At 51.9% G+C, this 23,324-nt stretch carries 23 protein-coding genes; 4 read left to right on the plus strand and 19 right to left on the minus strand.

The features are described 5' to 3' along the window. Window positions 1-38 precede the first annotated feature (38 nt). From NA389_RS15295 to dagR, 3 genes are all read right to left on the minus strand, one after another. A complete protein-coding gene (locus NA389_RS15295) occupies window positions 39-524 on the minus strand; it encodes a PTS system mannose/fructose/N-acetylgalactosamine-transporter subunit IIB (RefSeq protein WP_001284295.1) in 486 nt (161 codons plus the stop codon). Window positions 525-534: 10 nt separating this feature from the next. Further along, a complete protein-coding gene (locus NA389_RS15300) occupies window positions 535-960 on the minus strand; it encodes a PTS sugar transporter subunit IIA (RefSeq protein ID WP_000214106.1) in 426 nt (141 codons plus the stop codon). A gap of 218 nt (window positions 961-1,178) precedes the next feature. Continuing rightward, the gene (gene dagR / locus NA389_RS15305; RefSeq protein WP_001252667.1) at window positions 1,179-3,977 is read right to left on the minus strand and encodes a transcriptional regulator DagR; all 2,799 of its coding nucleotides are present in this window, start codon (window positions 3,975-3,977) and stop codon (window positions 1,179-1,181) included. A gap of 196 nt (window positions 3,978-4,173) precedes the next feature. On the opposite strand from dagR, the gene NA389_RS15310 reads away from it, so the two are divergent. Continuing rightward, entirely contained in the window at window positions 4,174-4,467 is a 294-nt protein-coding gene (locus NA389_RS15310; protein WP_000824215.1) for a YicS family protein, read from the plus strand. Between the two features lie 105 nt (window positions 4,468-4,572). Next, on the plus strand, window positions 4,573-5,955 hold the full coding sequence (locus tag NA389_RS15315) for a glycoside hydrolase family 1 protein (RefSeq protein ID WP_001270481.1): 1,383 nt from the start codon (window positions 4,573-4,575) through the stop codon (window positions 5,953-5,955). A gap of 59 nt (window positions 5,956-6,014) precedes the next feature. Here NA389_RS15315 and nepI read toward each other — a convergent pair whose 3' ends face one another. Beyond that, the gene (nepI, locus tag NA389_RS15320) at window positions 6,015-7,208 is read right to left on the minus strand and encodes a purine ribonucleoside efflux pump NepI (RefSeq protein WP_001004800.1); all 1,194 of its coding nucleotides are present in this window, start codon (window positions 7,206-7,208) and stop codon (window positions 6,015-6,017) included. Window positions 7,209-7,423: 215 nt separating this feature from the next. Between nepI and NA389_RS15325 the strand changes: the two genes are divergently transcribed. After that, a complete protein-coding gene (locus tag NA389_RS15325) occupies window positions 7,424-7,783 on the plus strand; it encodes a type II toxin-antitoxin system RelE/ParE family toxin (protein WP_001217953.1) in 360 nt (119 codons plus the stop codon). After that, window positions 7,767-8,090: a helix-turn-helix domain-containing protein gene (locus NA389_RS15330; RefSeq protein WP_001274841.1), complete on the plus strand. Its 324-nt coding sequence runs from the start codon at window positions 7,767-7,769 to the stop codon at window positions 8,088-8,090. Before NA389_RS15325 ends, NA389_RS15330 begins: the two co-directional genes overlap by 17 nt. A 90-nt stretch (window positions 8,091-8,180) precedes the next feature. On the opposite strand, the gene NA389_RS15335 is transcribed toward NA389_RS15330, so the two are convergent. From NA389_RS15335 to rbsK, 15 genes are all read right to left on the minus strand, one after another. Further along, complete coding sequence (locus NA389_RS15335) at window positions 8,181-8,450, minus strand: HPr family phosphocarrier protein (protein ID WP_000621024.1); 270 nt, start codon at window positions 8,448-8,450, stop codon at window positions 8,181-8,183. Between the two features lie 9 nt (window positions 8,451-8,459). Continuing rightward, a complete protein-coding gene (locus NA389_RS15340) occupies window positions 8,460-9,320 on the minus strand; it encodes a class II aldolase (RefSeq protein ID WP_001131798.1) in 861 nt (286 codons plus the stop codon). Window positions 9,321-9,382: 62 nt separating this feature from the next. Then, on the minus strand, window positions 9,383-10,867 hold the full coding sequence (locus NA389_RS15345) for an FGGY-family carbohydrate kinase (RefSeq protein ID WP_001113550.1): 1,485 nt from the start codon (window positions 10,865-10,867) through the stop codon (window positions 9,383-9,385). Beyond that, entirely contained in the window at window positions 10,860-12,218 is a 1,359-nt protein-coding gene (locus NA389_RS15350; protein WP_000997826.1) for a PTS galactitol transporter subunit IIC, read from the minus strand. Before NA389_RS15350 ends, NA389_RS15345 begins: the two co-directional genes overlap by 8 nt. Window positions 12,219-12,294: 76 nt before the next feature. Beyond that, a complete protein-coding gene (locus NA389_RS15355) occupies window positions 12,295-12,582 on the minus strand; it encodes a PTS sugar transporter subunit IIB (protein WP_000041396.1) in 288 nt (95 codons plus the stop codon). Then, window positions 12,579-13,052, minus strand: a complete 474-nt coding sequence (locus NA389_RS15360; protein WP_001152237.1) for a PTS sugar transporter subunit IIA — start codon at window positions 13,050-13,052, stop codon at window positions 12,579-12,581. Before NA389_RS15360 ends, NA389_RS15355 begins: the two co-directional genes overlap by 4 nt. Before the next feature lie 17 nt (window positions 13,053-13,069). Then, window positions 13,070-13,813 (minus strand): GntR family transcriptional regulator, encoded by a 744-nt coding sequence (locus NA389_RS15365; protein ID WP_000854957.1) that lies wholly within the window; start codon window positions 13,811-13,813, stop codon window positions 13,070-13,072. A 352-nt stretch (window positions 13,814-14,165) separates the two neighbouring features. Next, the gene (locus tag NA389_RS15370; RefSeq protein WP_001519640.1) at window positions 14,166-14,618 is read right to left on the minus strand and encodes a DUF1198 domain-containing protein; all 453 of its coding nucleotides are present in this window, start codon (window positions 14,616-14,618) and stop codon (window positions 14,166-14,168) included. Between the two features lie 192 nt (window positions 14,619-14,810). Then, entirely contained in the window at window positions 14,811-16,202 is a 1,392-nt protein-coding gene (uhpT, locus tag NA389_RS15375; protein ID WP_000879181.1) for a hexose-6-phosphate:phosphate antiporter, read from the minus strand. 142 nt (window positions 16,203-16,344) lie between these two features. Then, window positions 16,345-17,673 (minus strand): MFS transporter, encoded by a 1,329-nt coding sequence (locus NA389_RS15380; RefSeq protein ID WP_000948164.1) that lies wholly within the window; start codon window positions 17,671-17,673, stop codon window positions 16,345-16,347. Between the two features lie 9 nt (window positions 17,674-17,682). Beyond that, complete coding sequence (gene uhpB / locus NA389_RS15385) at window positions 17,683-19,185, minus strand: signal transduction histidine-protein kinase/phosphatase UhpB (protein ID WP_001091247.1); 1,503 nt, start codon at window positions 19,183-19,185, stop codon at window positions 17,683-17,685. After that, entirely contained in the window at window positions 19,185-19,775 is a 591-nt protein-coding gene (gene uhpA / locus NA389_RS15390) for a transcriptional regulator UhpA (protein WP_000633672.1), read from the minus strand. Before uhpA ends, uhpB begins: the two co-directional genes overlap by 1 nt. A 73-nt stretch (window positions 19,776-19,848) precedes the next feature. Then, window positions 19,849-20,862, minus strand: a complete 1,014-nt coding sequence (locus NA389_RS15395; protein WP_000213194.1) for an aldose 1-epimerase family protein — start codon at window positions 20,860-20,862, stop codon at window positions 19,849-19,851. An 11-nt stretch (window positions 20,863-20,873) separates the two neighbouring features. Continuing rightward, complete coding sequence (fucP, locus tag NA389_RS15400) at window positions 20,874-22,190, minus strand: L-fucose:H+ symporter permease (RefSeq protein ID WP_000998359.1); 1,317 nt, start codon at window positions 22,188-22,190, stop codon at window positions 20,874-20,876. Window positions 22,191-22,220: 30 nt separating this feature from the next. Continuing rightward, window positions 22,221-23,141, minus strand: a complete 921-nt coding sequence (gene rbsK / locus NA389_RS15405) for a ribokinase (protein WP_000350272.1) — start codon at window positions 23,139-23,141, stop codon at window positions 22,221-22,223. Window positions 23,142-23,324 lie beyond the last annotated feature (183 nt).

Below are 23,324 nucleotides of genomic sequence, written 5' to 3' on the forward strand. Positions count from 1 at the left end.
CTCGATGCATCCAGAATGATTTTGTGTCTATTAAAGGGTTAGAATTTTTTCAGGATATCGTCGAGCGGCTGCGGCTTATCTTCCGGGATGGTCTGGAAAAATACCTGAACGCCACGGTTTTTCAGGTCGTTAAGAATGCCGACGTCTTTTTCATCCAGCGTAATATTCTGAAAAACCGCCTTGCGGTTTGGCCCGCCGCCGAGACCGCCAACCTGAATGCGGGTGACGTCAAATCCCAGTTGTATGGCGTCCTGCACCGCCGCCAGTGAGGGAAAAAGCACCAGCACGTTACCGTCGCCAAGCTGATTTTCTTTCCATGCGGCGGCAAAACTTTGGTTGCCGAAGCAATCCACTTTGATATTTGGCGGCGCGGCCATCAGGTAGATATTTTTCATAAACGGATCGGCATCCAGTTCATCACTCACAACGGCTATCCGGTTCGCCTGAGATTGTCCGACCCACTTCGTGACAACCTGCCCATGAATGAGACGGCTGTCGATGCGGCATAAAACGATATTGGCCATGATGTTTTCCTTAGAGTGATTGTTGTAGCTGACGTACATGGGCGACCACATCCAGGCAGCTACTGCGCCCGGCCTCAACTAACTCATCCACGCAGGCGGTTAGCATCCCTTGTTCGCGCCTGTCCAGCGCCTCCAGCAGTAGCGACGCATTCAGTCCGGCAATCACCGCCACCGGATAATCGGCGCTTAGCCGCGCCGCGACGTTGGATGTCGTGCCGCCGACAAAATCCGTCAGGATCAGCGAGCCTTCCGGCAGCGTTTTCACCACGGCCTCGACGCGTTGATAAAACTCGCCCAGCGTATCGACAGGCATTAGCGCGATTTCCGTCACGCCTTTAATTTCGCCCGTGACCATACGCAGGCTGTTGCAAAGCGGTTGTCCCCAGCCGCCATGCGTCAGCAGCAGGATGTGGGGCAACGGTTGTGTGGTAGTCAAAATGGCCTCCTGGCGCAATTACATGAGGACACCGGCATATATTGCCCGGTGGCACTGCGCTTACCGGGCCTACAGGACACTCCCGGTAGGCCGGATAAGGCGTTTACGCCGCTATCCGGCATAACGCATCATCAGAAGAGCAAAGGTTGTGCCAGAATTTGTGTCACGCGAGGAAGAAGAAAGGTCTGGCGAGGCGCGAAGCCCCGCCAGTAAAAGGATTAGCTATAGAGCAGTTCGTAGATATAAAAATATTCCGCATCTGATAAACGGATGGCGTAGGCATCTTCGATCGGCAGAAAAGCGGATTTGATGACACTAAACGCGCGCGCGTCCAGATTCGGCTGACTTTCCAGCGCCATCTGTAACGGTTTTCGGTTAATCACAATACGCTCTACCATACAGCAGCAGTGGATCAGGAAGCGTAGTGTCACCTGGCGGCTTGGTTTCAGGGAAAGCGAAGACGTCAGATGGTTAAAAACGCCCTCCATCTCTTTCAGAATACGCTGCGGGTTAAGCACGGAAATATGATTGATGATGCTCTCCATCGTTAGCGCGCTGATAAAGCGCATGGCGCTGCGCTCCATCTCCAGACGGCGTTCAGCGTTGGACAGATCGGGCGTTAACAGGCTCAACACCAGTTCCGGCCCTTGTTCGGAGAAAAGCTCTTCCAGCGAAATAAACGGAATATCCGGCAGCCCCGGCTGGAAAGTGCCGACAATCCCCGCCAGCCGCTCGCTGGCATTCAATGCCTGCTGAACGCGCTCCAGACTTCGTACCTCGTTATAATCAAGGATCACCATCCTGGTATCTTGCGACATCAGTTCGCCAAAGCTCTCCTCCAGCACCTTTTTGATTTTTTCCGCCGTTCCCATGCCGGTAATACAGGAGATGACCAGCACTTTGCCGCCGTTCTCCTGCTGCGGCGTACAAAGCTGGCAGGGGATATTTTTACTCTGCAGGAGCGCCGTCAGCTGTGGTAAATCGCTGGTTTCATAGCTTAAATCTAGCCCGACTTCCAGCAGACTGGTCAGCGTGATGTTCGGCATGAGCAAAACATCTATCTGGAATAACTTACTGATCGTACTGCCGAAATGGATCAATGAACCGATGTCCACCAACAGGATAAGCCGCCGATATTGGCGGGTTTGAATCATTTGGGTCAGCGTTTCCAGCGTGTCATGCACCGACTGTTCAAACGGCATGTCGATGGCGCTGAACAGCTCGCGCTCCAGCACACGGTTGACATATTGCGCCTGACTGGTGGCAGTGGTCGCGCCGTGGGCGATCAAAATGACCCCGCAGTCGGGGCTGGCATCGATACGCTGACGATAATGGCGGCACTCTTTCAGGAACAGGCATAGCCAGACCACTTCCGTCGCCGGACACTGAATATGCAGCAGTTCGTTGATTTTCCGACACAGCAGCGCGGCGTTGTCATATTCGTCTTTGCAGCGATCCAGGATCAAACTGGAAGAGTAAAGCTGCGGGATCAGGCCACGCTGCACGTAGCCTATCAGCGCCAGGAAGTGTTTACGCAGTGGGTTAACCAGATTTTCCGGCAGCGAAAAGCCCAACACCTGCTCTACGCAGCCAATCAGCAGCGTCACGCGCTCTTCAATCTGGTCGCCATAGCGCGGCGGATGCGCCACGCTGTCGCGGCTGTAGAGACCGTATTCAAAAATCGAGCTGAGTTTATTTTTCAGGATCGCCAGCGTCTCCGCCGGGGGGACGTTACTGTTGCGCAAATTAACATATTCGCGCGTCAGGAAGCTGTAAAAGAGGTCGCTCTCTTCAATTTCCGCCCCGGTCGCCAGCGACGTCTTCAATGCGGGCAGCGTGCGCGCGTCTATATTTAGCCGCGCTTTACCGTCAAACAGAGTATCCACCAATAGACGCTGTTCCGGCGTCGGGTTAACCGACATCTCCGCCAGCCGTTTATCCAGCTGTAGCGTGTCGTTATGCTCGGTCATTCCCGATGCCCACGCCTGAGCGCAAAGAAACTGAATATCGCTTTTTAGCTGACCGATATTGCCTTCCAGGGGTTTATTCAGCAACCAGAGCAACAACGGTTTATCAATGCTGACCGTGCGTTCTATTTTGCGGCTTTCCCGCTGTAAGAACCCCACGATCAGTTCGATCTGTTCTTCAACGGAACGCTGGCGAATGCCCGGCAAATCAATGCATACCTGAATACGCCGCTGGAAAGTACGTAACAGCGCCGACCCGACCGGCTCGGTAGTGGCGCAAATCAGGCGTACCGAAATTGATCGCGGCTGGCTGCTCACGCCGAGCGGACGGTACTCGCCTTTATCCAGAATAGAGAACAGCTTTTCCTGCCCTTCATAAGACAGACGGTGCACCTCGTCCAGCAGCAGATAACCACCGTCCGCCTGCTCCACAAGGCCTGTTTTATGTTCATTCGCACCGGTAAACGCCCCCTGCCGATGACCAAACAGATGCGAGGAGAGCAGTTCCGGGTTATGGGCGTATTCCGCGCAGTTAAAGTAGACCAGCGGCGGGATAGCGCCGCTCGCCTGTTCACAGGCGAAACGGTGCATCAGTTCCGCAAAAAAGGTTTTACCGACGCCGGACGGCCCGGTAAGCAGAACGTGTAAACCGTGCGGATAGAGCACTGCCGCACGGCCTTTTTCTACCGCATCGCGCAGGCTGCGATCGTAACCAATCAGGCTGGTAAACGGATCGTCGGGCGCATAATGCTCTTCATGCGGCAGCACATCCGCCACCGACCGCACCTCGCGTTCAGACTCTTCCAGCTGTCGTCCCAGCAACGTTTCCAGCGCCTGGCGATGCAAAAAATAGACCGGGCGGCCACGGCTTTTGATTGCCAGGCCGTCATTCCATAACTGATTGAGATCTTTGCTGACGGAGTTACGCGCCAGCCCAAGATTGAAACCTATCGCCTCCGCCGTAAACGCCGTCTCCTGCGCCAAATCGGCAAGACATAGCCCGCGCGTCAGCCGTTCCAGCTCTCCCAGTACGATCTCAATACGTCTCATTACACTACCGCTTACGAAATAAAAGAGTGTTCAGAACATACACTATTCTGCCACGCAAGAAAGTGAAGGCGCAGCGAGAAACCGCCTTCCCACTTTTGCCTGACTTCAACGCCAACGGATAGCACGCCACGATGAGTGAACGTCGCACGGTCTACACTTACTCTTGAAAAAGTGCAAACCGATAAGGATACCGTTTATGAAACGAAAAACGCTTCTGCTTATTGCCGCGCTTGTCGCGCTACCGGGCGTCACGTATGCCGACTCTCCGTTTAGCTCGCTTCAGACGGCACATGAAAAAACCACGATTTTAAAGGATTTGCGCAAAATGTGTACGCCCAAAGGCGCTCTAACCGATGAAGCCTGGGAGAAAAAAATCATGGCGAGCGAGGGGAACCAGCAGCATATTCGGGAGGCGATGATCGCGATAGAGCGCAACAATCAGCATAACTACTGGCAGGCTCTCGGCAAGGTGGAATGCCCGGAGATGTAGCACACCTTTTCCGTTTTTTGGTCGCGAAAATGCGGACTGTAACCGGTTTCTGTTCGCCAAAACCGCGTATTCTGGAGCGAATTTACGCGATCAAGGAGCACGACAATGCGATACCGTTTTCCCGATAACTTCTGGTGGGGCAGCGCCTGCTCAGCGTTGCAAACCGAAGGGGATAGTCTGAATGGCGGTAAAAGCCAGACCACGTGGGATGTGTGGTTCGAGCGCCAGCCGGGTCGTTTTCATCAGGGCATCGGTCCAGCAGAAACCTCAACGTTCTATCGCCACTGGAAGCAAGACATCGCGCTACTGAAACAGTTAAAACATAACAGTTTTCGCACCTCGCTAAGCTGGGCGCGGCTCATTCCAGATGGCGTAGGCGAGGTGAATCCACAAGCGGTGAGCTTCTACAATCACGTCATCGACGAGCTACTGGCGCAGGGCATCACGCCGTTTATTACGCTGTTCCATTTTGATATGCCGATGGTCATGCAGGAGAAAGGCGGCTGGGAAAATCGCGACGTCGTAGAGGCGTTTGGTCGGTACGCGCAAACGTGTTTTACCTTGTTTGGCGACCGCGTGAAGCACTGGTTTACCTTTAACGAGCCGATTGTGCCGGTGGAAGGCGGCTATTTGTACGACTTCCACTATCCCAATGTGGTGGATTTTAAACGTGCAGCCACCGTGGCGTACCATACCGTGCTGGCGCACTCGACCGCCGTGCGCGCCTGGCGCGCCGGACGCTACGACGGTGAAATCGGCGTAGTGCTGAATCTGACGCCGTCCTACCCACGCTCGCAGCATCCCGCCGATGTGCAAGCCGCGCATCATGCGGATCTGTTATTCAACCGCAGTTTTCTTGACCCGGTATTAAAGGGAGAATACCCGGCGGACTTGGTGGCGCTGCTGAAAACCTATGACCAGTTGCCTGCCTGTCAGCCAGGCGATCGTCAGCTTATTACCGACGGCAAAATCGATTTACTGGGGATTAACTATTATCAGCCGCGCCGCGTGAAATGCCGTGATACGGCGGTGAATCCGCAAGCGCCGTTTATGCCGGAGTGGTTATTTGACTATTACGACATGCCGGGGCGCAAGATGAACCCTTACCGCGGCTGGGAAATTTACGCGCCAGGAATTTACGACATCATCACCAACCTGCGGGATAATTACGGCAATCCGCGCTGTTTTATCTCCGAAAACGGGATGGGCGTTGAGAACGAGCAGCGTTTTGTGCAAGCGGGACAGATTCACGATGATTACCGGATTGACTTTATCTCTGAGCATCTTAAATGGCTGCATAAAGGCATTAGCGAGGGCTGTCACTGTCTTGGCTACCACATGTGGACCTTTATCGATAACTGGTCATGGCTGAACGGCTATAAAAATCGCTATGGTTTTGTACAACTGGATTTAGCCACCCAAACGCGCACGGTGAAAAAAAGCGGAGAATGGTTTGCCGCCACCGCAGAGCATAACGGTTTTGATTAAGCGTTTATTATTGCCGGATGACGACTAACGTCGTATCCGGCCTACAAATGGCAGCAATATCAACTCATTGGCGTAATACGGACTTTCGCCGCCACGACTAATGCCGTCAACAGCATCAGTCCGCCGGAAAGCGCCAGCGGCGAAAGCAGCCCGAAATTGTCGAGCGCATAACCGCCCACTGCCGCGCCACAGGTATTTGCCAGTTGAATCACCGCGACCTGGATGGAACCGGCTTTTTCCGCCTGATCGGCAAGGGAACGAGTGATCCACGTTGACCATCCCACCGGCACCAGCGCAAACGCCAGTCCCCAGATAATCGCTATGACCGCCGCCACGGTTTTGTCGCTTCCCCACACAATGAGCGTCAGCGCGCTCAGCGCCAGTAGCAGCGGCGCACCGGCCAGCGCCAGTTTTACCGAACGTTTCAGGACATAAGATGAGAAAGAAGTACCAACGAAGCTGGCAATACCAAAACTTAGCAACACCAGCGTCAGACCATCAACGTCAAAGCCCGCCAGATTCATATAGACCGGGCGAATATAGGTAAAGAAAGCGAACTGCCCGGCAAAAGACATAAAGATGGCGATCATCCCGGCCATCACGCCAGGGCGTTGCAACAGGCTAAACATATTCTGTTTCTGGTGAGAAGGTTCGCCCGGCAGCGACGGCAGTGATTTCACCACCCAGATGACGCACAGTACGCCCATCACCGCAGCGGCGTTAAAGACATTACGCCAGCCAATAATACCGCCCAAAAAACTGCCCAGCGGCGCGGCGATCACTAACGCGATGGAAACCGCGCCAAAAATCACCGACAGCGCTTTCGGCACGGTACGCGCGGGAACCAGTCGCATGGTCAGCGACGCCGACATCGCCCAGAATCCGCCCAGCGCCAACCCAAGACAGGCGCGGCCCAGCAATAGCAGCGTAAAGCTGTTGGCAAAGGAGACCATCAGACAAGAAGCCGTCAGCAAAACGGCGAACAGAATAACGATATAACGCCTGTCGGTCGCCTGAATAATCTGGGTAATGAACAGGCTGGAAAACATCGCGACAAATGCCGTAACGGTGACCGACTGACCGGCGACGCCCTCGGAGATCCCCAGATCCTGCGCCATCGGCGTCAACAGACTAACGGGCAAAAACTCAACGGTAATCAGGCAGGCGACACAAAACGCTACGGCAAAAACGGCTGACCAATTAGGCCTGGCAACCCCATCAGCGCGGAATTTTTCTGCGATATTTTCATTCATTGTGGTTACCTGCGTCGTTTTAGTGCGGAAAATCCACGCAGTGTAACATTACAAAATGTGATCTGATTAACGTTTTAGCAACTGACATTGTTGCGCTGCATTTTGCGAGGCTGGTCGAGCGTTGAGAATTATCTTCTCTCGCTGCGTGCAAAACCAAAAGGTAAGACATAGTGTATCACCTGGTGCTATACTTTAGATTACAGGATGTCAACCTGATGCGAATCTTCAAAACCAGGTGGTTTAACAGAGAAGCGAAGTCCCACACGATAAAAGATGACGAGTTAAGCGAGGCCATCAACGCCGTACTGCAAGGAAAAGCAGATAATCTTGGCGGCGGAGTTTATAAAAAACGTCTCAATCAAAATCGCGATCGCGCAATCGTGTTGGCAAAGGGAGGCGAGCATTGGTTTTACACCTTCCTGTATGCCAAACAGGATATGGCCAACATTAGCTATCGTGAACTCGCGGGTTTCCGTGAGTTAGCAAAACACTATGCTTGCCTGACCGAAGATCAGATAACGGCACTCATTAATAACAAAGAACTGGTAGAGGTGCGCCATGTCAGCAAAAACTAAATTCAAAAGCCCTGCCTTTGAAGCGATTCATAGCGCGGCATCTGGATTATTTAGCGTGGATGCCATTCCCCAGGAGACAATGCGCAGTTTTGACACGGCCTGCTTAAGCAGCATCAAAGACCTGCAGCCACTTGAAATAAAAGCGTTACGAGAAGAACTCAACGTTAGCCAGCCGGTTTTCGCTCGGTACCTGAATACCAGCGTATCAACGGTTCAAAAGTGGGAAAGCGGCGCCAAGCGTCCCAGCGGGATGTCACTGAAACTACTTAATGTTGTCCAAAAACACGGGCTAAAGGTGCTGGTATGAGGGTTTTACCGATGGTCTGTTAAGGCTATTCATACGATAATGAGTGCAGGAAGCCTCTACAACTTCCTGCGCTGTTTGACGGGAATTGCACTATACTGACTCACCAAAGCCATCAGCAAATGCAGATTTTAATTCATCCATAAAAGCCAGTTCATCCTGTCCATCACAAATTAAATCAATCATTGTGTTTCCCTTTACGCCAGCCCCCAAAATACTCATCATTCCTTTAATGGGAATTTCTTTGTCATTATTAACTAGCGTTAATGAAGACTGGTATTTTTTGACAATTTTCGCAAGCGTAGCGGCTGGCCGCGCATGAAGCCCCGTACTGTTCATAACGAGTACTTTTTGTCTAATCATATATTTTCCTTAAGAGACTTTGCGGAATGCTGAGTGATTTTTATTCATCATCTTAATTTTAGAATAAACATCATCCTCAACTGCCTGTTTTGCGTTCGCCATGACACGCGCCAGATTAGCCTCGTTGTTATTATTTACCCAAGCCTTACCGACAGTAGTAATAAAGGCTTTACGCAAATCACTCGCAATATTCACTTTGGCTACTTTGTAATTAACAAAGCTGCGAAGAATATCCGCGTCAATACCAGAACCTCCATGAATAACCAAAGGGACCGGACTGACAGACGCGATGCGTTGTAATAGCGGGATATCAATGCGTGGGATATCTTCAAGACCATGTACATTACCAATTGACACTGCCAGCATGTCGCACCCTGTCTCCTCAACAAAGCGCTGAACCTTCTCAGGTTCAGTTTTGCAGTCAGCCTCGCTGACATGATCATCTTCCTTACCCAGAATAGCGCCTAATTCCGCTTCGACGGGAACACCAAATGATTTACAGAAATCGACGGCTTCTCGGGTAAATGCAATATTTTCTTCGAACGGTAGCGCCGCGCCATCAATCATTACTGAGGTAAATCCGGCCCGGACAGCCTGCTTAACATCTTCCAGAGTTTTCCCATGATCCAGATGCAGGCTGACAGGAATATCCATTTTATCGGCATGTCGCTTAACTATTTCATAAATGTAATCGTAACCTGAAAGCTGTGCATTAGTAGGAGCAATTTGAATAAAATTGGGCAATCCGGAACGTTCTATTGCATTAAGAATGGAAATTGTTGTCTCCAGGTTCGTTGTATTAAATGCACCCGCAAGGACATGTTTTTCCTGAATACAATTTAGCAGGATCCTACCATTGACTAAAGGCATATTAACTCCAGATATTTATGTGAGCAGTGTAAGTAAATTATCGAACTATTGATTTATCACAGTTATTCACCAATAAGCGCCCCTTCTTGCCGCAGTTTAAATTGGTAAAATGACAGCCATTGCTGCTGATATATTTTCAACTTTGCAGAACGAACCGCGTCAGGAAAATATCGCTCAGCCACAGGAACAGTCGGGGGGACAACATTCGGACAGGCTATCAACAATGCTCCAAGGGAGACGGTTTCATCAAAAGCAATGGCCTCAATTGGACACTGGAGGATGTCAGCCTTCAACTGGAGCCAGTATGGGTTTTTCACCGCAGGGCCAATGACTTTTACTGTCCTGCCCGCCGGGATATTAAAGCACCCGTGACAGTGTGCAAACTCCATCGCCAGGCCAATAAAGACACTCTCAAGCAGAGACTCCGGAGGAAGTGAATCCGTCAGACCAAAAAGCAGGCCACGGGTGTGCCGATTTTTATTTGGCGAACCCGAGCCCCGCAAATGAGGAATAAATACCGGCACATGCTCGACAGACCAGGAAGGTTTGAGGTATTGCTCCATGGCTTTTTCCAGGCCTGTGCTTATTTCCTTATCAGTTAAACGAAAGGTTTTTTTCACCCATTCAAGCGCATAACCGCCGACAGGCAGAGAAGCGAAAAGCGTGAAAAATTCACCATCGGAGTAACAACCATTTGCCAGCTTATCCCTGCGAGCCTGCACACCAAGCGTTGGTTGTGTATTCAGCAGTAAAATACCCTCTGTCGTGCCGGTAGAATTCAGCACATCGCCCGGTTGCATCTGTAATGCGCGGGCACCGACCATATGATCGTGCCCGGCCAGGGTAACTTTTACCTCATGAGAGAAGCCCAATTCCTCTCTAAGCGTTGCCGTCATCCATCCGGCCACTTCACCTGGCTTTATCAACGGAGCCAGTACACCGAACGGTATGCCGAGAATCCCGGCAGCATTACGAGACCAGGTACGGCGAGCAATGTCCAGACACAACGTTCTACTGGCCAGGGATATTTCCGTCTTTTTCGCACCTGTCATTCGCCACAACAACACTTCTGGTGCATGTAACCAGCAGATATCTTTTCTTTCATGCAAGGAGTAGTTATCAAGCAACCATCTCATTTTAAATGCTGAGTAATTACTGTGAGGTGGCAATCCCGTTATAGAATACAGTTCTTCAGCCTCTGCCTTGCTTAATGACGAGAGATAAGATTCACCACGTCGATCATACCAGGCCAGCATCGGGGTAAGAATGACGCCCTCCTTATCCACAAAGACGCCAGACTCACCGAAACTCGCAATACTGATATTTTTTACCGGAAACGGTACTGAAGCCACCAGTTCAGCCATTACCAGTCGCAGTGCCTGCCACAGCGCTTCGATATCGAAATCTACCTCGCCTTTGTCCGACGATATTATTGGCGTCGGAAACTTGCGGACTTCCAGAACTGACACGTCATGACAGGAATAACAGCTGACTTTGCAGTTAGTTGTGCCAATGTCAATGACAAGCGCTGCGTGGTAATCAGGCATAGACCGTTCCTTTTGTCAGGCGAAAAACACCATAAATAATCAGCGCAAGCACAGGAATTAGCCCGATAGCAACAATATTTCCGTTGAATATTTCAAGCAGCCAGAAACGGAAGGGGTTACCGCCATCAAGGAAGCTTGATACCTGACCACTTGACCCCTCAGCCATTTTGAAATTGACATCTTTAGCCATACCGGTAATAAATGGCGCAATTTTGGTCGCAATCCACAAGTCGGCGACAATAACAGGAATTGCGGTTATCACAGCCCGGAAAATATTGCCACGACATGCCAGTACAATCATGGAAGCCATGACTGCCAGGTTCGCAAGGTCTCCGAGTGGCAGGACTTTATTGCCAGGAAGAAGGAATGCAATAAAGACAGAGATGGGTGTCAGAATCAGTGCTGTAGATATAATGGCTGGGTTACCTACTGCTACCGCGATATCCAGTCCGATAAAGAGATCATCACGGCCAGGATATTTGGCATTCAAATATTTCTTAATGGCTTCAGACAGAGGTAATAAACCTTCCATCAAAATTCGTACCATACGCGGAAGAATGAACATGACACCGCCAATGCTGATCCCCAGCAATAGGATATGTTTAAAGTCATACCCGGCAATGATGCCCAACAAGACCCCCAGAATAGTACCCACCATCATAGGCTCACCGAAGATTCCCATTTTTTTCTGAACGTTTTCCGGATCAATATGAATACGGTTAACGCCAGGGATTTTGTCGATAATTTTGTCGAACAGCAATCCAATCGGAAAGAAGACGACAGATGACAGGGTCGGAAGTGAAATACCTTCCAGACCGAAGTACTTTGCCACTAATGGCGCAGACCAGTCCGCCAGTTTGAGAACCACGATCGCGGCAATAGCGGCTGCGGACAGACCCAAAACAAAACTCCCTGTGCTGTAGTAAACCAGCGTTCCAGCCAGGGCAAAGTGCCAGTAGTTCCACATGTCGACATCAACAGTACGTGTCTTATTCAGAGCCAGCATGGCGACATTAATCAGCATCGTCAGCGGAATGACAAAGGGTGCGATTGGTGAGCCCCAGGTAATTGCGGCCAACGGTGGCCAGCCTAAATCGACAACAGGAAGGCTAATACCAGTTCGCTCAACCATTGCCTGTGCAGCCGGGCCTACATTGCTGGTAAGTATGTCAAAGATGGCATAAATTCCGACAAACCCTATTCCGACAATTAATGATGAGCGAAGTGCTTTGGCGGGTTTTACTTTGAAGAACAATGCCAGGAAAAAAAGGACCAGCGGCAATAAAACCGTTGGGCCAAATCCCAGGACATATTGCACAACGGTATAGAGAGTATGTGCTATATCATTCATATCCAACCTCTTATTCAGATGTGACCAGACCTCGCGTTAGCGCCTGGATAATTTATCTGTTTTTTTATTTATGAAATCAGGCTTGGCCTTTAAGGATTGAAACTATTTTTTCAAGAACTTTATCTTCACCTACTCCGGTAATGATTGGCAGACCACTAACAACCGGAATATCCAGTTCATAAGGAACTTTCGTTGTTGATACAACCAAAGCTGCACCATCGGTATTGTTTGGCAATGAGGCTACATTAGTTTGGGAATAATTAACATCAAGCCCATTGTCTTTACAATATTCCATTACTTTTTCTGCCACAGCCGTGGAAGTAGCAACACCCGTTGCGCAAACAAATAGTATCATTTTACTCATACTTCACCTCTTTCAGATATGCGTGTGTAAATTGACTGATAAATTTCATCATCATTCATGACCAGTAACTGCTGCATAAAATCCTCATCCTGGATCACATCCATAATCCAACCCAGTACGTTGAGCTGCTTATTGCTTTCACCTAAAGCAAGCATAAACACCACCCTGACAGGTACGGGATCTGGTTCCCCGCCCATATCTTCGAAATTGACGGGTTCTGCCAGTATTCCAACGCTAATGGCGTTTTGGCGAACATACCTGTGATCAGTATGTGGAATAGCGACACCTACAGGCTCAACCGGTAGACCCGTTGGAAAATTCTGTTCTCGCGTAATGACGTGATCGGCAAAATCAGATACAACCATACCATCGTTAATTAACGGACTGGCAAGAGCCTTGATTATGTCATTCTGACTCACCTCTTTAGGGAGGTGGCGAACATAATGACGGCGAAAATGAATATCCTGCATAGATTCCTCTTTGCTAGTTAGGCATCCAGGCGCTGTAAAATAGTGCCAAGATAATATTTATTACCTTTTAACCAGACGTTACCAAAATCAATGGCCAATCCACTAGAGAAAAATACCAACTGTTCCAAATGCAAAACAGGTGCGTCTTCACCAATATCAAGATAATGGCCTCGCTCATTACCAATTAATTTGGCTGCGTAACGGCTTTCAGAAAAACTTATTTTCTTATCAGATAATCTTTCTATTGCTGAAAATAAATTCTCCCTGGTAAAATCTACATCAATAATACCGGGGCAGAGATCAATGTTGATACGATTTTCAATCAACATGACTTTTTCATCGCCAATACAACGAAGGCGTTTAAGAAATAAAACATCTTGTCCCGGTTTGATACTCAGTTTCTCTGCTACAAAGCGGTTAGCGGGCTCCAGTCGGGAGGTTATAACACTGGTTGTGAAGTTTATCTTCTGGCTGGCTAAGGCTTCAGCAAAGGAGAGCAAACCTTCACCCAGTGGGTAAGCAACATTTTCCTTCTTTACGAAAGTTCCTTTACCCTGCACTTGCACAAGAACGCCTTCCCGGACAAGTTGGTCAACCGCTTTTTTAACGGTACCGCGACTCACCTCCAGCATATCCATGATTTGAAACTCTGAAGGTATCCGGTCATCCTCAACTAATTCTCCGCTATAAATACTTTCCCTTATCCACTCCACAACCTGTTGATACAGTGGGATGTGTGAACTTTTACTCAATGTTTTCATGGGGCGCGCCTAAACATTTAGAGTTGTCTATAGACAATCATGTACAACTTCGAGTTTATGATAAGAAATTTTGAGACAGGAGGTATGGCAAGGAGTCACAGTTTTAGTGTTCAAAACAAGATCACATTTCCGTGATATATGTCACGGAAATGATGAGCTATAAGTCTCTGATGTTTTGGCGTCGTTAGCGGTTATTCGGTGCGTTACTTCTGTGGTTCACCCTTAGCAAATACGATGGCGGCTACGCTTTATTTGGCTAACGATGAATCGCGTCTCCAGGCCGTTAATCGTGGCTCGCCGCCCTTGCCAGCCTCATTCATCTCGTCTTTTGTTAACGAGATAGTGAAGAGTATCAATGCAGCCAGTGGACACCCTCTTCCGGCTGAAAAAAGGCGTTATAGCGCAGTTGAAACGCGTTGATCTCCTGCATATCGGGTTCCATTTCGCGCAAAAAGCCCAGCGCCAGCCGTACCTGCGTATCGGTGATCGGCGCAGCTAAACGCGCTTTTTGCAGCAACCGATGCCACCGCTGCAAATTCTGATCGCCGCCATCGACAATCACCATTTGCCAGATCAGTAACACCTGAGCGGCATTTTGCAAATGCGACTCATCAGGGCGATGCAGATACTGTAAAAACTCACCGCCCGCCGTTTTACCCATCTGATCAATCATCGATTCTATCGGCACTACATCAATATTCAGACGTTCGCTCAGGCGGCGAATCGCCCGGCGAGTATCCGATGTCAGCACCCGAAAACCCACAATAAACACCACCACAAACGTGGCCAGAATCAACCAAATCATGCGCACATCCGTCACCAAACAGGATGCCCATCATAACGGTAAATTTATAACTGTCGACGTTCTGGCCTGTCAGGATGTGATTTATTAACGCCTGTCTTCATTTACGCAAGACGCCGGATATCCTGTCTGACGAACGCAAGGCATAAAAAAGCCCGGCGTTAAGCCGGGCAAAACGTTACCAAATGCACACATTTAAGCGATATTGACTTGCTGAATTTTTTTCTCACGGCGGATTTTGCGCTCTTCCATCACGGCGACCATCGCCATCAGGCAGATACAGCCGATCGCGGCGGCGTCCAGCGCGGCGAAGGTGCCCGCCCAGCCGGTCAGACCAAAAACGGGGGTACCGTCGGCAATCATGCCCAGACCCAGCTTGGCAAAGCTATCGCCGATAAGATAAGCGAAGGTTCCCTTGATACCGTCCGCAGCGCCGATGGCTTTTTTCGGTACGAAACCGACTGCCGCCACGCCAATTAATAGCTGCGGCCCAAACACCAGGAAACCGAGCGCGAACAGCGAGGCCAGATAGACATACTGGTTGCTGGCGTGCTGGTAGACGCCGAGGGTGGCGATGATTAACGCCAGCGCCACACAGGCTACCAGCGCACGACGACCGTTCGCCAGGTCAGAGAGCCAGCCCCACAGCAACGTGCCGACCAGCGCGCCCACTTCAAACAAGGTAAAGCCCTGAATCGCCACCTCTTTAGAAAGTTTCAGTTCCTGGAAGGCGTAGACGGTTGACCACTGGTCGATACCAATACGCACCACATACAAGAAGATATTGGAGAAACACAGCAGCCAGATCACTTTGTTTTTCAACACATATTCAACAAAGATCTGCCACTTGGTCATTTCGTTTTCTTCAGTCTCTTTATCCTCTTCGCTGATCTCTTCGCCGAACAGTTCTTCAGCTTTACCCAGACCGTAAGACTCCGGGGAGTCGCTGCCAAAACGCAGACCGATAAAGCCAACAATCAGCGCGATAATCGACGGGAAGATAAACATGCCGATGACGTGACCGTCGAACAGGTAGTTGGCGCCGAACAGCGCCACGCCTGCCGCGCCCGCGCCGCCGAGGTTGTGGGAGATATTCCAGAAGCCGAGAAAGGTGCCGCGTTTACGACGCGGAGTCCATTTGGTGATGGTCGAGTAGCTGCACGATCCGCCGGTACTCTGGAAGAAACCGCTCAGGGCATAGAAAGCGATCATCAGAAACAGACTGGTTGACCCCGCGCCCATACTGGCGCTGAAGCCGAGCATACAGATAGCGGAGAGGATCAACATAAACGGTAGAAACTGCTTGGTATTTTTACCGTCAGCGTAGTAGGAAACCAGCGTTTTCCCCACGCCGTAGGTGATCGAGAAGCCCAGGCCAATCATCCCCAGCTCGGTCATGCTCAACCCGTAGGTAGAGATCATGTCGTTCTGCGCGATGTTAAAGTTTTTGCGGATCAGGTACATGGTCAGGTAGCCGATAAAAACCACCAGATAGGACTGCATGAACGGCTTGAACCACATTTTACGCCGCACATCGAGCGGCAGATCCAGGGTCGGCTTGCGCACCTGGTTTAAGAAGGCCAGCATGGATTACTCCTGAGCTAATTTTTATACCTGCGAATGGCAGGCATTGTAAAAATCCACAGGAAAAGTGGCCTGCGACAGCGTCCAGGCAAAACCGGGAAAATTTCTTAGTTTTGCCCCATTCAGCGCAAAAAGGTGAGGTGCGTCACGCTTCGCTGGTCTCGCGTGGGGCCTGGGCGTTCAGAAATGGCAGCAGCAATAGCGCGGAGATCCCCGCCGCGATGGCGATGACCGCAAAAAAACCGGTCCAGTGCCAGATCTCCAGCACTTTCGCTAACGGCCAGCCGGAAAGCGACGCGCCGAGATAGGCGAACAGGCCGACAAAGCCGGTGGCCGCGCCCGCCGCCTCTTTATGCGAGCACTCCGCCGCCGCCATGCCAATGAGCATCTGCGGGCCGAAAACAAAGAAACCGGTGGTGAAGAAACAGGCCGCCTGCATCACGTAACTGGCGAACGGCATCAGCCACAGCGAACCCACAGAGAGCAGAATCCCGGCGGCGAAGATTAAATTCATCGGTCCGCGGTTGCCGTTGAAGAGTTTGTCCGAGCCCCAGCCCGCCACCAGCGCGCCGATAAATCCCCCCAGCTCAAACATCGATACTGCCGTGTTGGCCGTGACCAAATCCACGCCCAGCGTCTCGGACATATACAGGTTGCCCCAGTCATTGATCGCCGCGCGCACCACGTACACTAAGACGTAACACAGCGAAAGCAGCCAGATATAGGGATTCAACAACACATATTTAGCGAGGATTTCTTTGCGGCTTAGCCCCGCGCCCTCTTGCTGTTGGGCGACCTCCAGCGCATCGTGCCGCCAGTCGCCTACCGGCGGTAAACCAATCGCCTGCGGACGGTCGCGCAGCCGCCAGCAGAGGACCATGCCCACCCCGATGGCAAGCAATCCGGCCACCATCATCCCGACACGCCAGCCATAATGCAGGGCGACAGCGGCCATAACGAGAGGGATCAGCGCCCCGCCGACATTGTGCGCGGTGTTCCATAACGCCCACCAGCCGCCGCGTTCGGTACGCGAGTACCAGGCGGTCAGCAAACGGGCGCAAACCGGCGATCCAAACCCCTGGAAAAAGGCATTCAACGCCCATAGCAGAGCAAAGGCCCACAGCGAGGTCGAGAAGCCGAACAGAATATTCACTACGCCGGTCGCAATCAGCCCGATGCCCATAAAATAGCGAGCGTTAGAGCGATCGCTAACGATGCCGGAAACAAATTTCGACACCCCGTAGGTGATGTAAAACAGCGTCGCCAGCAGGCCGATATCGCTGCGACTCAGAATGCCGCTGGCAAGGATTTCCGGCGCGGCGGCGTTAAAGCTTTTACGGGTGAAATAGAACAGCGCGTAACCCAACCAAATGGTGATCAGGATGTGCCGCCGCCAGTAGCGATAGCGGGCGTCAACCTCGTGCTTATCGGTGATGAGCGGCGCGTTGGCCGGGGCTTTTAAAAACGAAAGCATTATCCTTCCTTAAACGTAACGCTGGGGCAACGAGACGCTCACCCGCGTACCGTGGGTACAAGAGATGGTTAGCGTCCCGCCGAGCGCCGACACGCGTTCGCGCATTCCGGTCAGGCCGAAGCCCTGCTGCTGAGAGCCCGGCGGCAGGCCGCTGCCGTCATCCTCAATCACCAACATCAGCCGCTCATCCTGCTGCCAGCCCTGGAGCGTCACCGCGCTGGCATTGGCATGTTTTACGATGTTATTCAGCCCTTCCTGACAGACGCGAAACAGCGTCACGCGCTGACTTTCACTCAACGCCGTTTCGTCAATTCGCCAGTCGAGGTGACTGACAATACCGCGGCTTTCCAGCTCCATTTCGCGCAGCAGCGAACGGATGGCCTGCGCCAGCGTTAAGTCGTCTAACTGGCGCGGGCGCAAGCGCCCCAGCAGGCGACGCACGGCGTCATACACGCCCAGCGAAAGCTGCTCGATAAGTTGCCCGCTCTGCTTCACGCCGCCGTTATCCGCCGCCAGTCGTTGCACAATGCCCGCCTGGGTTCGAATCGCGGTGATGGTCTGCCCGATGTCATCGTGCAGCTCACGCGCAACATCGCGCCGCACGCTCTCTTCGGTCTCCAGAAGACGCTCCGCCAGCCGATGGTTGCGCGCCAGCTCCTTTTGCAACGACTGGTTCAGCTCGCGCAGACGCTGAATGCCCGCGCCAAGCAGTAGCCCGGTCAGGCTTTGCGCCAACAGCGAAAGTAATAAATCGACGGGATGATCGTGCCAGGTCTGGCTGGCGATCAGCGCGATAGCGTTCATCAGTGTGGCAATGAGCGCGCCCTGCCAGCCATAATGCCAGGCGAGCGCGATAATCGGCAACGCCAGGCAGAACGGCGTAAAGCGCGAAAGTTCAGCAGGTAACCCCAGTTGCAGCCACAGACTGACGATAAACAGCAGCAGATACCAGATCAGATGCCGCCCGCGCCAGTTTACCGGCTGCGATACCAGCGATGGTCCCAGCGGCAGCCAGGTAGTGCTGGTGAGATAGTGCCAGAAAACCAGGCAGATGGGGGCCAGCGTCAGCCCCCCCGTGAGGGTCAGCAGTAGCGCGTTCCATGCCGCTTCCCCCTGCCCCAGCCAGGGCAGGGATTGCAGTAGCGCCGCGGCGGTGAGGGCCGCGCCCTGAAGCAATAACGTGCGCCAGTCGCGCTGATGGCGGTAACGCGAAGTCAGCGCCACGGGCAGTAGCGTCAACACACCACCGATCATCAAAAGCGGCAGATGGGCCAGCGCAACTTCCTGCGCTAACCAGTACACCAGTAGCCACTCCGCGCCCAGCAATACTGGCCAGTATCCACGCGGGCATTGCAGCATAAGTCCCAGGCGCAGGCCGAAGGGAAAGAGCAGCGCCGCCAGCTCCGGGCGCTCTACCAGATGCAGGCTGATGCTCCACAGGCAGAACCACGCGGCGGAGAAAATAAAAAAGCAGGCAGCAACGGTGATTAAACGGGAAAAAAAGGTGTTCATTACCAACCGTCAAACATGCGATGCGCCAGTTCAACGTCATTGCTGACGCCTAATTTTTCCAGCAGATTCGCGCGATGGACATGCACCGTTTTTGGCGACAGCCCCAGCTCGGCGGCAATCTCTTTTACCGCCATACCCTGGGCGAGTTTTTCCGCCACCTGACGCTCGCGTTTGGTCAGCGGATCTTGCCGACCCGCCGCCAGTTTCACGGCAATATCGGGGGTCAAATAGCAGCCGCCCGTCGCCACCGTATGCACCGCGGCGATCAGCTCATCCGGACTACAGCGTTTAGAGAGAAAACCGCGCGCGCCGGCGTTCAACGCCTGTTCCACCAGCGCCGGGCTATCGTGAACCGAGAGCATGATCGTCGCCATCCCTTTTGGCAGTTGGCTTAGCAGCTCCAGTCCGGAAATATCCGGCATCGAGATATCGCAGATACACACCTGTACGCCGCGCCCCGGTAAGCCTGCCAACGCTTCGCGCCCGGAACCAAACTCAGCGACCACCTGCAAATCGGGTTCCAGCCCCAGTAGCTGTGCAAAGCCGGAGCGGACGATAAGGTGGTCGTCGATAAGGGCAACGGTGATCATGGGTTCTGTCCTGATGGATAAAAAAACGCGCTTACCTTAACGATAAGCGCGCGGCTGTTCAAGCCTTGAGCGGTCAGACAATGCCTGTCGTGACGGTGAACGTCCGGGTTTGCTGCGGTTCCAGTTGAAGCAAGGTTCCATTTCGCTGCGCCGCGAGAAAACCTTCAGGCCGACAGGTCGCGGGCAGGGCAAAGGCGGCAACCTGCTGATCGCCGTTATAAAGAATCCAGCGGGTCACGTAATTCAGCTCCGCGCTGGCGAAACGTGTCACGAACGTGGTGCCATCCGGGGCGATCATACTGAATTCCGGGGTATCCGTGTACCTGTCCAGTTCATCGGCGAAGAACACGATTTCCGGGTCGTAAAAGCCAGGCTCGTTGAGCGTTGCCAGCGAGGCTTCACCCTGCAAAAGTCGTTGATTAAACGCCAGCCACTGCGCCGTGGGTTTGACATGCGCCGGCACCGACTCGCGTAGCTTCAGCGCGGTATCCGGGATATTCTGGCGGAACGTGGCGTTCGGCACATAGGCATAGTTCATGTGGCACATGTACTGTAGCGGCATGGCGACTGAAGCCAGGTTAGTCACTGTCATCTGAATATCAAACAGCGCGCTTGCTTTACGCATTACCACCGTAGGTTGCGCCTGATAATGATGACCGAACCCCATCACATACTCGTAGCGCCCGGTCACGCGCAGACTGTCGCCCTCTAACTCCAGCCAGGCGTCGTCCATGGCAGCGCAGGGCATCTCGCCGTGCAGCGGATGTGTATCTTCCGGCGACGGGCAGCCATTCGCCAATAGTCCGGAATGGAAAGCAAAGCAACCATACGTTGCCACCACTTCCGCAGCCGGCTTCGGCTGGCGGAACATGTTGCGCATAGTCAGATCATGACCGTCAAACTGCGCGTCCCAAATCATCTGCCCCATCCAGGGCAGAATCACCAGATGACCGCAGCTGTTTTGTATTTTCAGTCCTTCCACGCCGCTGGCGTAACGAAACGCCGTAACCGTAAAATCGTCATTTTCCAGCAAGATACGCGGCTGCTCGCTAAAAAGCTCCCGCCATAATGTAATACGTGTTGTCATGGTTGATCTCCTCAGGACGCGGCGACTTCAGCCAGGTTGCCGCGCACTTTGCTTTCGCGCCAGAAGTAAACGCCAACGTAAACAAAGCACAGCATGGAAACCAGGAATGAGAGCTGTAGCGAGTGGAACATGTCCGCCACATAACCCTGAATCGCAGGAACCACCGCCGCGCCGACAATCGCCATCACGATGACCGCCCCCGCCATTTCAGTATGTTCGTTATCGACGGTATCGAGCGTTCCGGCATAAATGGTCGCCCAGCAGGGGCCAAACAGAACACTGACCAGCACCGCCACGTATACCGCGCTAAAGCTGGGCGCCAGCGCCACGTAGGCCAGGAACAGCGCGCCGATCACAGAGTAAAGGATCAGGACTTTTTCCGGGTTAAAGCGCGTCATCAGAATGTTGGCGATAAACTTGCCGATAAAAAAGCAGGCGAAGCTGTAGACCATAAAGGTTGAGGCATCGCGCTCATTGATATCGCCTAATTCCAGCGCCAGACGGATAGTGAACGACCAGACCGCCACCTGCATTCCCACATACAGGAACTGCGCCACAATACCGCGACGGAAACGGGCGTTGCTGGCGAGATAGCGTAACGTATCCAGCGCCGAAGGACGTTTATGACTCGCGGTTTGCGCGACTTTACAGGTCGGGAAACGCGTCAGCAGGAACAGTACCATCACCACTACCAGAACCATAATCATGTACTTATAGGGTTCCAGAGTGTTTTCCAGCATCAGCACCTTGAAGTTGTGGACTTGCTCGGCATTCATGCCCGCCATCTGTTTTTCCAGGCTTTCCCCTTCGGAAAAGACCAGATATTTACCCAATAAAATGCCTGCCGCCGCGCCGATCGGATAAAAGGTCTGGCTGATATTCAGCCGCAGCGTGGCGTAGGCTTTCGGCCCGATCATCGAACTGTAGGTATTCGCCGCCGTTTCCAGGAAACTCAGGCCAATCGCAATGGCGAAAATCGCCGCGAGGAACATGGTGTAGGTCGCCATGTGCGACGCCGGGAAAAAGAGCGTACAGCCGACAATGTATAGCGTCAGGCCGATAAGTATCGCCACTTTATAACTGGTTTTTTTAATGACCAGCGAGGCCGGAATAGCAATTAAAAAATAACCGCCATAAAAGGCGCTTTGTACTAATGCCGAAGCAAAGTTGCTCAGCGAAAATACACTTTTAAATTGCGTAATCAGAATATCATTTAACGCGGCTGCGCATCCCCATAATGGGAATAAACAGGATAACAAAATAAACTGGAACAGAGGTGTCTTATTCAGATACCCGTCGGGCATCTGAACGATGTTTTTATCGTTCATAGTGCTACCTTTAACAGTGCAGGGTGATTGTTATTCGTTCAACGAAAGATACTCATTAAATTGCTCAATGCTTGGATAAGAGGATTGGGTGCCTTTCCCGGTGACGCTGAAAGCGGCAAAGAGGACGGCTTTTTTCATGGCGGCTTCCACATCCCCGCTCTGGACATAGTAATGCGCGAAACAGCCGATAAAGGCATCGCCCGCGCCGCTGGTATCGACAGCGTTCACTCTAAACGCCGGAACATGGACTTCCTGGTCACGCGTCATCCACAGCGCGCCTTTCTCACCCATGGTGACAATAATATTGTTCAGCCCTTTATCTACCAGCGAACGTGCCGCTGCGCGAATATGGTCATAGGTATCCACTGGCATACCGGTTAATATTTCCAGCTCGGTTTCATTGGGTACAAAGAAATCGCATTTACAGGCATAAGACATATCTAATTCCCGTAATGCTGGCGCAGGGTTTAATAACACTTCAATCCCATGTTTCTTGCCAAATTCTATTGCGTGATAAACCGTTTCAAGCTGAACTTCCAGTTGCAGAACAATAAGCTGGCATTTTTTTAAATCTTCCGCCGCGCGATCGATATCTTCCGGCGAGAGAAACTTGTTGGCGCCTTTGATGATCAGAATGCTGTTGCTGGAGTTGGCGTTGACGAAAATCGGCGCTACGCCGCTGCTGGTACACGGTACTTTTTCTACATACGTCGTATTGATCCCCCAGGATTCGAGATTACGAATGGTGTTGTCGGCAAAAATATCGTCGCCCACTTTGGTCAACATCAATACTTTTGAATTGAGCTTAGCGGCCGCCACGGCCTGGTTCGCCCCTTTTCCGCCGCAGCCGATTTTAAACGCCGGCGCTTCCAGAGTTTCCCCTTCTTTAGGCATCTGGTTGGTGTAGGTGATAAGGTCCACCATGTTAGAGCCAATAACCGCGATATCCATTTTACTCCCTCTCAGAAATCGTCACACGACAATGATATTAAAATAACATTATCATGTTACTTCCGTATCATTTGTGACTATGATCGCGATTAGAGGATCATTTTGCCATTTACTGCGTGAACAATCCCTGGCGGAACAAATCATTTTTAGGGTTACAATTTACTGAAAATTAACTATTTATTG

This window comes from Salmonella sp. NW645, from assembly GCF_051703725.1.
Lineage (GTDB): Bacteria > Pseudomonadota > Gammaproteobacteria > Enterobacterales > Enterobacteriaceae > Salmonella > Salmonella enterica.

What these genes read in the sequence shown, in the direction of transcription:
- NA389_RS15365 (WP_000854957.1), bottom strand. Translation starts at nt 13,813, where the DNA reads ATGAAAACATTGAGTAAAAGTTCACACATCCCACTGTATCAACAGGTT.
- NA389_RS15360 (WP_001152237.1), bottom strand. Translation starts at nt 13,052, where the DNA reads ATGCAGGATATTCATTTTCGCCGTCATTATGTTCGCCACCTCCCTAAA.
- NA389_RS15355 (WP_000041396.1), bottom strand. Translation starts at nt 12,582, where the DNA reads ATGAGTAAAATGATACTATTTGTTTGCGCAACGGGTGTTGCTACTTCC.
- NA389_RS15370 (WP_001519640.1), bottom strand. Translation starts at nt 14,618, where the DNA reads ATGATTTGGTTGATTCTGGCCACGTTTGTGGTGGTGTTTATTGTGGGT.
- NA389_RS15315 (WP_001270481.1), top strand. Translation starts at nt 4,573, where the DNA reads ATGCGATACCGTTTTCCCGATAACTTCTGGTGGGGCAGCGCCTGCTCA.
- NA389_RS15380 (WP_000948164.1), bottom strand. Translation starts at nt 17,673, where the DNA reads ATGCTTTCGTTTTTAAAAGCCCCGGCCAACGCGCCGCTCATCACCGAT.
- NA389_RS15325 (WP_001217953.1), top strand. Translation starts at nt 7,424, where the DNA reads ATGCGAATCTTCAAAACCAGGTGGTTTAACAGAGAAGCGAAGTCCCAC.
- dagR (WP_001252667.1), bottom strand. Translation starts at nt 3,977, where the DNA reads ATGAGACGTATTGAGATCGTACTGGGAGAGCTGGAACGGCTGACGCGC.
- NA389_RS15330 (WP_001274841.1), top strand. Translation starts at nt 7,767, where the DNA reads ATGTCAGCAAAAACTAAATTCAAAAGCCCTGCCTTTGAAGCGATTCAT.
- fucP (WP_000998359.1), bottom strand. Translation starts at nt 22,190, where the DNA reads ATGAACGATAAAAACATCGTTCAGATGCCCGACGGGTATCTGAATAAG.
- NA389_RS15345 (WP_001113550.1), bottom strand. Translation starts at nt 10,867, where the DNA reads ATGCCTGATTACCACGCAGCGCTTGTCATTGACATTGGCACAACTAAC.
- uhpT (WP_000879181.1), bottom strand. Translation starts at nt 16,202, where the DNA reads ATGCTGGCCTTCTTAAACCAGGTGCGCAAGCCGACCCTGGATCTGCCG.
- uhpB (WP_001091247.1), bottom strand. Translation starts at nt 19,185, where the DNA reads ATGAACACCTTTTTTTCCCGTTTAATCACCGTTGCTGCCTGCTTTTTT.
- NA389_RS15350 (WP_000997826.1), bottom strand. Translation starts at nt 12,218, where the DNA reads ATGAATGATATAGCACATACTCTCTATACCGTTGTGCAATATGTCCTG.
- nepI (WP_001004800.1), bottom strand. Translation starts at nt 7,208, where the DNA reads ATGAATGAAAATATCGCAGAAAAATTCCGCGCTGATGGGGTTGCCAGG.
- rbsK (WP_000350272.1), bottom strand. Translation starts at nt 23,141, where the DNA reads ATGGATATCGCGGTTATTGGCTCTAACATGGTGGACCTTATCACCTAC.
- NA389_RS15395 (WP_000213194.1), bottom strand. Translation starts at nt 20,862, where the DNA reads ATGACAACACGTATTACATTATGGCGGGAGCTTTTTAGCGAGCAGCCG.
- uhpA (WP_000633672.1), bottom strand. Translation starts at nt 19,775, where the DNA reads ATGATCACCGTTGCCCTTATCGACGACCACCTTATCGTCCGCTCCGGC.
- NA389_RS15295 (WP_001284295.1), bottom strand. Translation starts at nt 524, where the DNA reads ATGGCCAATATCGTTTTATGCCGCATCGACAGCCGTCTCATTCATGGG.
- NA389_RS15335 (WP_000621024.1), bottom strand. Translation starts at nt 8,450, where the DNA reads ATGATTAGACAAAAAGTACTCGTTATGAACAGTACGGGGCTTCATGCG.
- NA389_RS15340 (WP_001131798.1), bottom strand. Translation starts at nt 9,320, where the DNA reads ATGCCTTTAGTCAATGGTAGGATCCTGCTAAATTGTATTCAGGAAAAA.
- NA389_RS15310 (WP_000824215.1), top strand. Translation starts at nt 4,174, where the DNA reads ATGAAACGAAAAACGCTTCTGCTTATTGCCGCGCTTGTCGCGCTACCG.